The 11,419-nt window shown below is 50.8% G+C and carries 4 protein-coding genes and 2 pseudogenes; 1 reads left to right on the top strand and 5 read right to left on the bottom strand.

The genetic code is table 11. From position 1 onward, the window contains the following. Positions 1-78: 78 nt before the first annotated feature. Positions 79-213, top strand: a pseudogene (locus PG892_RS19385) (IS256 family transposase); the annotation flags it as partial. A 7-nt stretch (positions 214-220) separates the two neighbouring features. On the opposite strand, the pseudogene PG892_RS19380 reads toward PG892_RS19385, so the two are convergent. From PG892_RS19380 to PG892_RS19360, 5 genes and pseudogenes are all read right to left on the bottom strand, one after another. Beyond that, positions 221-382: pseudogene (locus PG892_RS19380) on the bottom strand (permease); the annotation flags it as partial. 93 nt (positions 383-475) lie between these two features. Then, a protein-coding gene (locus PG892_RS19375; RefSeq protein ID WP_099368947.1) for an IS3-like element ISKpn10 family transposase occupies positions 476-1,563 on the bottom strand; the annotation gives its coding sequence in 2 pieces (ribosomal slippage) (positions 476-1,311 and positions 1,311-1,563; 1,089 coding nt in all). Between the two features lie 303 nt (positions 1,564-1,866). Beyond that, the gene (locus PG892_RS19370; RefSeq protein WP_113978622.1) at positions 1,867-2,181 is read right to left on the bottom strand and encodes a transposase; all 315 of its coding nucleotides are present in this window, start codon (positions 2,179-2,181) and stop codon (positions 1,867-1,869) included. A 277-nt stretch (positions 2,182-2,458) separates the two neighbouring features. Continuing rightward, positions 2,459-8,677, bottom strand: a complete 6,219-nt coding sequence (locus PG892_RS19365; protein WP_270825719.1) for a DEAD/DEAH box helicase — start codon at positions 8,675-8,677, stop codon at positions 2,459-2,461. Further along, positions 8,674-11,358: an STY4851/ECs_5259 family protein gene (locus PG892_RS19360; protein WP_270825718.1), complete on the bottom strand. Its 2,685-nt coding sequence runs from the start codon at positions 11,356-11,358 to the stop codon at positions 8,674-8,676. The genes PG892_RS19365 and PG892_RS19360 overlap by 4 nt, the downstream gene beginning before the upstream one ends. Between the last annotated feature and the right edge of the window lie 61 nt (positions 11,359-11,419).

Genomic DNA, 11,419 nt, shown 5'->3' with positions numbered 1-11,419 from the left:
AGACCAGCAGATCATTTTGGAGGTATTGGGTGAGCGCTATCGGCAAATTTATTCCTAAATCAGGTGCGGAATGTCGGTTACAAACTGCTGGGCTCGGCTCAGAAGAAGTGGAAGCGGCTCAAGGGATTTGCGCTGCTGACGTTGGTGGTGAACAACGTGAAATTCAAGGACGGAGTACAGGTCCAGGAGGAGTCAGACAGGAATGCCGCCTGACCCCATACACCAGATTTGACAATAACTCGATGCTGTAGACCATGGCAAGGAAGGTAGTCAGCCCTGCCAACAGCTCCTGACGCACACTGCTACCGCGCGCGGAAATGGAAAAATAAGAGTCCAAAAAGCCGCCGTTCCCTGATTGGGCGGCCATATCTTGCTTTGCCATGACATGTCCTGAAAGTGTGAAGGAAATCGTTTGCGTTTGTGGCGCGCAAAATAGGGTAATCCCCCCATTTTTAGGGGCATTCAAAAGTAGAGGTCATGCGGCCTGTGCCAGACGCTGTTTCGGCGTGTAGCCACCCAGCGCCATATTGGGCCGCTCATGGTTATAAACCCACAGCCAGTTCGTGGCAAACTCCTGTAGTTCATTCAGTGACTCAAACAGGTAATGGCCCAGCCAGTCGTAGCGCACCGTGCGGTTAAAACGTTCGATGTAGGCATTCTGCTGCGGATTTCCTGGCTGGATATAGCCCAGGGTTATCCCCTCCTGTTTCGCCCATCGCTTGAGCTCTTCGCTGATGTATTCCGGGCCATTGTCACATCGGATAATGGCGGGCTTACCTCGCCACGTGATCACCTGCTCCAGCGCCCGTTTGACTCGTGAGGCGGGTAAGGAGAAATCCACCTCGATGCACAGCGCTTCACGATTGAAGTCATCGATCACATTAAACAGCCGCACCGAGCGGCCATCGCTGAGCTGGTCATGCATAAAGTCCATCGACCAGCACTGATTAGGCTGGTCGGGAACCGCCAACGGCTCTGGCTTAGCCCGAACCAACCGTTTCCTGGGTTTTATCCGCAGATTGAGCTCCAGCGCCCGATAGATCCGGTATACCCGTTTGTGATTCCAGCCAAAGCCTTGGACGTTGCGCAGGTACAAAAAGCATAACCCGAAGCCCCAGTTGCGCTGGCTGGCCGTGATACGTAGCAGCCAATCGGCAATTTCCTGGTTTTCATCGACCAGCACGGGCTGATAGCGATAGCAGCTTTCACTGACCTTGAAGATCCGGCAAGCCAGACGGATGGATATGGCGTAGTGAGTCACGGCTTTGGTCGCCATCTCCCGGCGGGCAGATGGCGTTACCACTTTTTTGCCATGGCCTCGGTGATGATCTCTGCCTTGAGGCGCTCCTCGGCGTACATCTTCTTGAGGCGGCGGTTTTCGTCCTCCAGCTCCTTGAGTCGAGCCATGAGGGAGGCATCCATCCCCCCGAATTTGGAACGCCACTTGTAGAAGGTGGTCGTGCTGATGCCATGCTCGCGGCAGAGCTCCGGGACGGGAGCTCCAGCCTCAGCTTGTTTGAGGATGGCGATGATCTGGGTATCGCTAAAGCGTGATGTTTTCATGTAGAACCTCCTGCGTTCAAGGTACGGGAAAATTCTACTTATGAGCACCCTGGTTTTTCGGGGGGATTACCCCTGGAACGTCCCGCTGGAGCCCATTGCAAAAAAAGTGGCGCAATACAACGAAGGCAAGTAGGTCGATTTAGCGGCGCTTACTGATCGGCGTAACCAGATGCTCCTGAACCTTGGGCGCTGCCTTGACGCTTCGGTAATACCAGCTGCGCCGCGGCAAGCCAAACCAACGACAGATTTTACTGACGGAGACCTCGGTACCCTCGGCGCGTAATCCCTGCTAAACATCGGCGACTATCTGTCGTCCTCGCCGAGCAGGGAGGCCAACTTTTTTCTGGCGCGTAACTCCAGCATGGCTTCGCCATAGGCCTCCTGAAGCTCTTTGAGTTGCTTCTCGTACTGCTCGCGGATATCCAACAGCTTGGCGCGCAGAGCGTTCTCCATGCCCTGTTTGGCGTCATTAACCCACTCCTCAATTTCAGAGGGAGCTAAATCGAAGCCGCGAGCCGCCTCGGATACAGTGGTCTTGCCCTGGATGATGTCCATGACCAAAGCGGTTTTGCGCTTGGCGGTCCAACGTTTGATTTCTTCGTCCATCGTAATGCTCATGTCTGTGATCTCCACTCATTATGACCTGAGCAGGATTTCAGTGGGTCCTTACACTTTCTTGTTGGTGGTCATAGGGTGACTCCAGATAACACGGTAGGGGTACCGTTTTGTTATCCGGTGCGAAGCCGTATGACCACTCCCTTTTGTGGGCAACTGTGAGGTGAATATCATCTCCATACAGTTCGTCTGATAATGGCATTCTGTTGTCCTTTCAAAAGGTTAGTGAGAATGCCAGTTATGTAGATTTTTTACACTCTCCCTCATTGCCACTCACTTATCATTCAATAGAAACAAAAATCTGTGTGTTTTCATCCCCAGCTGCGGCGACCCTGCACTGCATTCGCTCAATGAGTTCTTCACCAAGAGAATCAGCAGAGAAATCGAATTTCAGTCTATAACTCTTCTCGCTGCGGTCTGCCTCCCAATATGAAAGGCCTTGGTCAAACTGAATAGTTAGTCGCTTCCCGGAATTAAGCTGAAGTTGTAGCTGTCGGTAGTGGGGTAAGGAGTGGAGGCTGAGTACTTCCCCCTCTAGGCCACAGAATTCCAATGCTTGGCAGATGGCTTCATCCCGCTCCTGAGATGAGAGCCAATCATGCCTGCATTGCCACGGTGTCCGGTTGTCGTTCTTCTGATATTGACGTCCCAAAACTCTGATAGCGAAACTTGAACTGCTGCGTACTCCCAGTTCATGGATCACATTAACCAAATGATTCACAACTAGCGGACTACATACATAACGATCTGTATAGGTGACTTCGGTGATGTGGTCTTTGCCCTCAAAGATGTCATTAAGAAGAACATCAGATACATTTCGAAGATGTTCCCAGAACCTGCCAGCAAAACCGTTGAGGGAGCCATCTAGCTGGTCGGCTATCTCGATCTTGATAAGCTCAGGGGACTTGCCTGGTATCAACTCGCTGGCATTTAGCTCTCGGCCTATCTGCAAGTTTGGCGGACAACCGCGAACAATCAGCGAGCCAGCAGAGGCTAGATCCCAGTCATGCCCTGGAGCAGTAAGGACAATGTTGTTGCTGGCCCATGCGATGTTAGCTTGCGGTCCATGTACTGTGATGTTTAGTGTTAGTTCTCCAAGAGCGGGAATGCTTTTGTGCAAACATAACCCAACTCCGTTAATAGCCAGCTTTGCCAACCATTCCTTCTGATCTTTTGGCAAGGATTCGAAGGTGCTTTCGAGAAAATGCAACTGCACCTGGTGCCCGGCACGCTCCCAGCTATGTAGTTGATGTCGCATTCGGCGAGCAACGGCAAGATCCCACTCCTCGGAGGTCGCAAGGAGATAGACTGCAATGGTCTTGGGGCTGTCATCCTGCGTGATGATTCGTTCAACTGCTTCATGCAAGGTTGTAATTTCGGCTTGGCTATGTGGTCCAAATACTTGAAGGGGGGCAGGCAATGCTAAGCCGGTCAGCCAGGTCTGATTGATCCACTCTAAGGCTGCATGGCGATTAAGACGGTCAGCCTCAAAACGGGTATCAAAACTGAGCAAGCAGTGCTGGCAGGCATGCGAGCAATTACACCTGCTCAGACGTTCGATAACCCGTTGCCACAAGTTTGCGTCATTCAACTGCTCCGCAGCCAGAGTGGTGTAGCCACCGCTACGCAGATCAAACACCCGAATGGCTCTAGCAGTTCGATCCTCTACCCGGATTGGATGGCAGTCACAGCCAAGCTCTTCAGTTTGAATACCAAGTGAAGCGGCAATGGCTTCTCGCAACGCGACAGCAATCGAATAGCCAGTGATATCATCATTGAGAAACTCTCCGCTCAATGGATCTCGTAGTACCAGTTCCAGTGCATCAGTCAGGCAGTCATGACCCAGATGGATATTCTGCTTAATCTTCCAGCTATTGTTGCTGCCGGGGCAGATGTTCTCACCATTATCGTTCTTACCACCGCGCAGTCTTCGATGTTGGGCCTTTTCGCGGAACATGGCCGGGAGATACTGTTCATTGGCCGCAGCAGATTGGTCCGGATAGCTCAACATGGGTTCGGCCTTGCCACACTCGAGACAGATGGCGAAACCTTTCTGGTTAGCTCCTGAACTGTAGTGGAATAGCTGAGACTGTTGGCTCGCACGAAACATACCGAACGCCGGATTGGTTAGATAGATCCAGCGAGCAGGCACATTCAGCCAGGGCGCTTTAACCGGTATATATTGCAGTCGGCTGATGTCGTTGTGAGGATCATCAAAGAAGTCCACTGCAAACCCGGCAGGCACCAAGTATTCATGGATCTGATCGCGCTCAATCGGGTATCCACACTCTTGACAGTTGAGTTCCAGGCCTGGGTTGATGGCCGTATCACTGGCCCCACAGTGTCCACAGCGCCAAGCCTTCTTGAAGAGCTGTAGTTCCTTGACGTTTTCGGCAGAGGCAGGAGCGTGCCAGTTCAGGGTGATGCCAGATGACTTATACACCAAGCCATCCATGACCAGCTCAGCACCAGGAGCATACTCTCGCAGTCCGGTAATACGATCTCGGGAGGCAAGCGAACGATAGCGGGCTCGATTGTCCTCCCGCTGACCCTTTTCATCCAGCTTCAAGGTCTGCATACAGCGATTATCAAAGCTGACAATATCTGTCGGAAAACCATAACCTGGCAAGAAACGCTTATCGGCCAGTTCGCTAAGAAGATATTCATTTTCTATCCGGTTCAGTTGCGCGTCCATGGCTCGATAGGCGGCGGCTTTCTTGTCTTCGACTTGTTGCAGTTGCGTCCGACTTGCCTCATGTTCCTGCAACCATGACTGTGTAATCTCAATAACTCGATTACTTGCTCGTTTTAACAGTTCTGATTGTGGAGTTGAATTGAGAATGCTACGCCGGGTAATGTCCTTGATCGCTTGAGATATAAGATCATCGGCTCCTAGCGCCTGATTCTCACACCACAGAGCGAAGCGTTTGGAAAGAGACATAGGCATCCCGTTATCAAGGAAGAAAGCCCCTGAAGTCATTGCCTTGATCTCTTCGGCCGCGATAACGTGCTTCAGCCAATGAGATAATAACCAGGCGTTGATATGGCGCTGTATCAGTTCAGGGCTTTGCAGTGACACCTTGGGCATACGCATCGCTGTGGTAAATGGCCAAAGAGGGTTATTGAATACGCTTTGGTCATGAGGGGTATTTTTACAAACAGCAAGTGCCAAAGATCTCCCTTCACGGCGTCGGCCTGCTCGACCAGCCCGTTGCAAGTAGTTAGCTGGGTGAGGTGGTACGTTATTCATTGCTACTACGCTGATACCACCAATATCTACACCCATTTCCATGGTGGTTGAACAGCTTAGTAAATTCAGTTTCCCGGCTTTGAATTGATCCTCGTATTTATCCAGTTTGTTTTTTGGTTGCTGGGCGGAGTGTTCTGCCGCACAGAAGTAATTCCCGCCTTCGTTGATCAAATCTGAAACATCAGACCAAAGCGCGCTCTCGCGTAATTTTTGTATTTCTGGTTGGTTATTAAGCCAATCGCGGATGCCCAGCAAGCCTTGATCACCAGAAGCATGCAGAAGTGATTCAGGAGGTCTCGGCATTGTGTAAGGCGCGACTTTCACAACCATCTCCCGATCAGTGCGAGGTGTATAGGGGCTTAGCCCTTCGAACGGAGTATCAATAAATCGCCTTGATACCGGACAAAAATAGACCTCATGGGGCAGCCGGAAGCTTATTTCGCTCAAATCGAGCTGATAACCATCACCGGAAGAGATCAACAATTTTGCGTGCTGGGTGAGTGCAACCCATGCTTCGTTAAGAATCGAATCGATCTGATCCTGGTGCAAAGAGGGAGACCAATTAAACGCCTTGCAGAGCAACAGAATTGCTCGTGAATGAACACCGTTGACAGTGTTGACGGTCGGCCATCGCGTGTAGCGTCCGGACAGCTTTTCAGTTTTACCGTTTAGAACAGGGGGGACTACCCACTTCGGGCGGATACGCGCGCCAATCAGGGATTGCCAGCGTCTATCTATATTCAGGATGGTGTTTTCACGGACGAAGAAGTCCAGTAGTACCTTCAAATAAGTACGCCAAGACTCAATAGACTGTTCTTTAGTTGCGCGTGCTGGCCAAGTCATGGGGGTGCTGGTAATTCTCGCCAGCTTGGGATAGCAAACCTGAACCAGTCCTAGTGTTTCCAGGCTGTTGGCTCGTTTGGGACGACGATAAAACTCACGGGCCAGTAGCATCCCAGCTAGGGAAATACTGTCTTGTTTACCGAAGGTATTTGGTGCCAGGCCGTTATAGTAGTCCAACATACCCATTTGCAGCTCTGGAGTGCCAGCAAGATGGTTCACCATGTCCGCCCAACCGATTTCGGCCCCTTTTGATGCGTCGGCTTGTTTCGCCAATAAGCTGCTTAAGTGTTTTTCTTCAAAACGCCCTATTTTTTGTTTGGCTTGAAGCTGTAGTAACTCCTGAAGATCCTGTAAATCTTCCTCGGTAAGTGCATTGGTTGGCTGTGCTTGCAATAACCTATGATACACCAGTCCCCGGATCCGGTTACGTTCGGAGTCCTGTTGTAATTTGACTGCTATGCGAGCAGTTCCTTGGCGGCTGTCGGTAAACGAAATTAGTTTCCGGCCTTGGAAGGGCTTGCCGGAGGGCTCGGGATCCTGCGGGCAAAACTCCAGCAAGGTGCCGATCACTGTGCTTAAGGTAAAGGGAGCGCCAATGCGCGCAGGGCGGAGCAAGCTGCGTCCACTAATTGAGGAACCGCAACAAGGACATTCATTCTGAGTGCTCCTGAATACTTGTAGCTCGATATATTCATCCTTGGGACCATCAAATCTCAGCCTCTGGCTGCTGCGATCCAGATACTCTGGAAAGCTACTGTCAACAACACGATTGGTGATCAAGGAGTGACTTAATAATTCACTATCTTTATCCGGTTCTTCGATATCTGATTGTTCTTCATCCAAAGAAAACTCATCGATTTGTTGTTGTGATGGGTCGATCAGCTTGCCTTGACTGGTGGCCGATGTTTGCAGAAAGCTCTCATTACACTCCTCGCAGGAGACCAGCGGCATAAGAGGTGCGCCGCAGCTGCAATGGGTCCGCTCTTCCAGATACACCATGCCGAATGGCCATTCTGGATGCGCCAGCGGTGTGTTGGCTTTATGTGTGCAGTTACGATCAATACAGGCTCGAATTGCAGGGATAACATTGTGAAAGAGGTGAGCTCGTAACGGTAAAAATGATAGACCTTCGGCATTTTTTGTCCCTGACATCAGGTCGAGCCAGGTAAGCAGTTGTTTTTTAGACAAACCCGAGATTCGTACTAACTCCTGCAGACTTTGTGGTTTTAATTGTCCATCCGTAATGAACAAAGAACGGATCCGAAGGGCTGTTGGACTGGCTTCAAGGCGTTGGTAGCGTAGGGCTGATTGTTCATGCTCACTCTCTATTGCAGCAATTACTTCGGGATGGTCTTGCTCCGTATGTGGTTTAACTTTGTGCAGAGATGGAATGTCCCGATGGCCTTGAACAACATGCACCTGCTCTGGTGGAACACCGCCGATATCAGCAAGGAAATTGCGCAGGTTTTCGATGGTTTTGGCATCCGATCCAAATGTTGCTGAGGTTGCCACAAAACGCACATCCTGCGGATTAACCTGAAAGGCCAGCATCACGCGGCGTAGCAGCAGTGCCATCTCGGCAGCTTGTGAGCCGATATGAGTGTGTGCTTCATCAAGAATGATCCAACGTAGTTTGCCAGCTGATCTTTGTAGAATAGGCTCATCTTCTTTCCGGATGAGCATGTATTCCAACATGGTGGCATTCGTTACAAGAAGTAGCGGAGGACGCGCCCGCAAGCTCTTGCGATCGATTACTTGTCCCTTGTACTTCTGAGCAGATGCCTTCCGCTCATTTTCCAGAGCCCCCGTATAGAGACAGTGGCGAATTTGCCCATCAAAGCCGTCTGTCCAGGCATCCAGGCGATTCTGCTGTGAGTTAATCAACGCATTCAGTGGATAGATGAGCAGTGCGCGGACCCCATCAGGATCTTCATTTCTATCAATCTCCTTCGCCAACTGATTGAGCACCGGCACAAGGAAGCATTCGGTTTTGCCAGAGCCTGTTCCACTGGTAACCACCAACGATTGTGGTTCTGGAGAGTTCAATACCTGCCATGCAGCTAGCTGATGGGTAAACGGATGACGGCTATCGGGGAAATGATATTCCTTGGCCAACTCTTTTGGCGGTTCAGCCATGGCTTTTGCCAGCCGTGTATGGAGTAATTCTCCACCCGCCAGAGAGGCCATGGTTTCATCGCTTTCTTTCCAACCAAAGGTTGATTCGAAGACTGGATCTGCAAGCCAGGCGCCCGGTGTTCCCGGTGTTGCTGTCAACTTCTCATGCAGGAATTGACGTAGATGAGGATTGCCCAGACCGAGCAGGCCTTGGGCCGCACGCTCACTGCGTACACTCAGGTTGGTCATCAGGGCGGAAAAATAGTTTTTTTGATAAAGCATCAGATTCATTTCCCAATAGAGTATGTTTGGGCCATGGCTAAGCCGGTTTGATAGGCTGCATCAAACCAGACGGTATCGAGTTGGCGAGTTGTTCTCAGACTAAACAAGCGCGCCGGATCGGATTGCCACAGCTGGCCTTTTCCCGCATAGACATCGAAGGCCGCCATAAAAGGCCGAATAACTACACCAAGCTTGAAATCCGTCACTGGCAATTTGCTTCTATCGAGCAACCTGTTTCCATACATTGATCTCCTGAGTTCTTCGCGCTCTGCATGACAGAGATCAAGGTCTCGTTGCGTTTCTGGAGGGTTTCGCCGAAACATTTGCTGCATAGCCGAGTTTTCTCCATCGAACAGATGGTCAAGCCAATATTCGATGAGCATCAACGGGTTTTTGAAGAAGAAGCTAACATCCTGACTATTGAGTCCGAAATACTGGTGGAATCCTTGTTCAAAAATAAAGCTCAGTGCCGGTTGCCAGCGAGCTAAGTAGTGGCTCTTACTCTGGATGTCATTGCGGATTGCCTCTAATCGGCGCGAATTTTCAGCGGGGAGCTGCTGGCGAATTTTTGTGAAGGTGCTGAACCAATGTTCTGGGGCTATTAGTAGCCACTCAAAAGGGAGTTCAGATGGTAGGCGCTCGGCCATCCGACTGGAGAAATTGTCCAGAAGCAGTGTGGCCATGGCTAGCGCCAGCGGTTCACGGATCAGAGCCTGGCAAATATCCAGACTGGCCAAAGGCAGGTGATGCAACTTATCTAGGAGCTGTTCCAGTGTTAGCCAATCCTCATTCTCTGGATCTGCAGCCATCAACTGGAGGGCGGTTCTGAGCATACTCATCCGTGTTGGACTGTCGGCTTCGCATAGAGCTTTGCGCAGAGGAGAGAAATCATCCGGTGGGCTGATGGCTGTCGCTATCGCTATCGTTGGTCTGCAATGTAGTTGAGTGTGGTCGTTCGTATAAATTAGCCATGGTCCAACGGCATCTTCTGGTAAGTCTATTTGCCAGTTACCGGTGAATGCCTGTTCGGAAAGACATAATGGTAGGTTGACTGGATCACGCTCTGGTTCGGCTAATGGTAATGCCTGCAAAAGTTCTTCTGCTTCGGTTTGTTCGAGAATTATTTCTCGGGCATTGTCGCTCAAGAAGGCTATGTGATTTTCTAGGCAGATGCGTGTCGAGTATCTTCCGACCTCCAAACTGGCATGCGTCTGATGGCCGTGAATCAGTTCAAGCAAGACGGTGTGATCAAGTCTCGGATGGCAGGAAAGCATTTGCTGAATCTTTGGGATTAATTCAAACAAACGAATTTCTCGCACACCGATATATTTGATTTCCTGTGAGAGGCTGGTTCGACTTTTGAGTCCAATGGTTGATAGTCGCAACCGCCAGTGTGCTGCTCCTTGGGCTGACATCAATATGGCTCTGCATCCGACCAGCTCTCCAATGGTCAATACCTGGTTGTTTTCAAGTGGCGTGTTATTACGCAATAGCGTGACGCCATAAGCAGGGAAAGGCAGTGTCAGTTTTTGTTCCCCCCCCGGCCACTGCAAACTGAGTGGCACAGAGGTAACTGGGCGGGCAGAGTTGCTCTTCAAGTCCAAAATCAAGTCTGAACCATCGTGCTTTGTTTTTAGTTCTATCTCCTCGGTTTCAGAGCGGACCGGCAGATTAGGCCAGTTTACAAGTCGAATTATTCCCTCGAGGGGGCTTATGCCCGGTTTGTAAGTAATCCCTGCATCAGGCGGAAGAATCACAGCACGAGTACTGAGCAATCGTTGCTGATCTTTTCTCCAGATCAACCGACATAAACCAGGCGCCTTCGTTTGCTCAAGCCGCTGTTCGCTATTTTGTACGCTGGCAAAAAGTTCATGGGACGGAACATCACTGGCATAACCACTCTCCTGAACAACCCGTAGACGCGGCGTACCACAGAACAGTAATCCAGGCGTGGAGGTTGCCTCGATGGTATTACCCGTCCAATGGCTATCAGGGAGTGCAGGCACACAGGAAGAAATGTGTACCCTGAATGTCTGACGTTGGTAAACGAGCCGAGTGTCGCCAGCAGGCAGTTCCATCAACTTCATGCCATTCGATAGATTATTGCAGAGCTCTTGTGCTTCACCTTCCTCGGAAAAGACAATTGTCTTGGGGGGAATGGCAACCAGTGCAGAGGATCCTTTGAGCCGAGCATCACCCTGTGCAATCAGGCGAGCAAATGGCGGCGTGTTCTCAAAGATCAACGGCTCATCATGACTTAATTCTTCCCCACCAGGCAGGTTGGCAATATGTAGTGTGGCCCCCCAACGACTGACAATCAGCTGAGCTGAGTCATGTAAGGCTTGAATCAATGGTAGGGGTTTGGCTATCAGCTGATATTTGTCTCCTCGGAGTAAGGCTTCACCTGCCATGTACTCTTGCTCCCCAACACGCAAGACCAGTTGAAAATGTGGTGGTAGCTGCTCGCAGGGAAAGCCAAGCGCGTTGGCAACATGCTCACGATTGGCTTGAGCTTGCATAATAAAAGAAAGTTCATACTGGGGCGGGGAACCATCGGTACTAAGGCGCAGCCCTTTCAGGATCTGAAAAGGTGTCTGCCGCGACAGGGGGGGGATGCTGACTACACTTCTCACAAGTCCCTTGATCAGGCTGGCCGCAGCTTGACTATCAAGCGTCTGACTCTTATACACAAGTAGCGCCCTGAACGGAACCATTCCCGTTTTCCAGGATCTGATCTTCCATGTGACCTCC

It is taken from the genome of Aeromonas sp. QDB68 (assembly GCF_027707405.1).
In the GTDB taxonomy this organism is placed as follows: Bacteria; Pseudomonadota; Gammaproteobacteria; order Enterobacterales; family Aeromonadaceae; genus Aeromonas; species Aeromonas caviae.
This window is presented reverse-complemented; position numbering and strand designations above follow the sequence as displayed.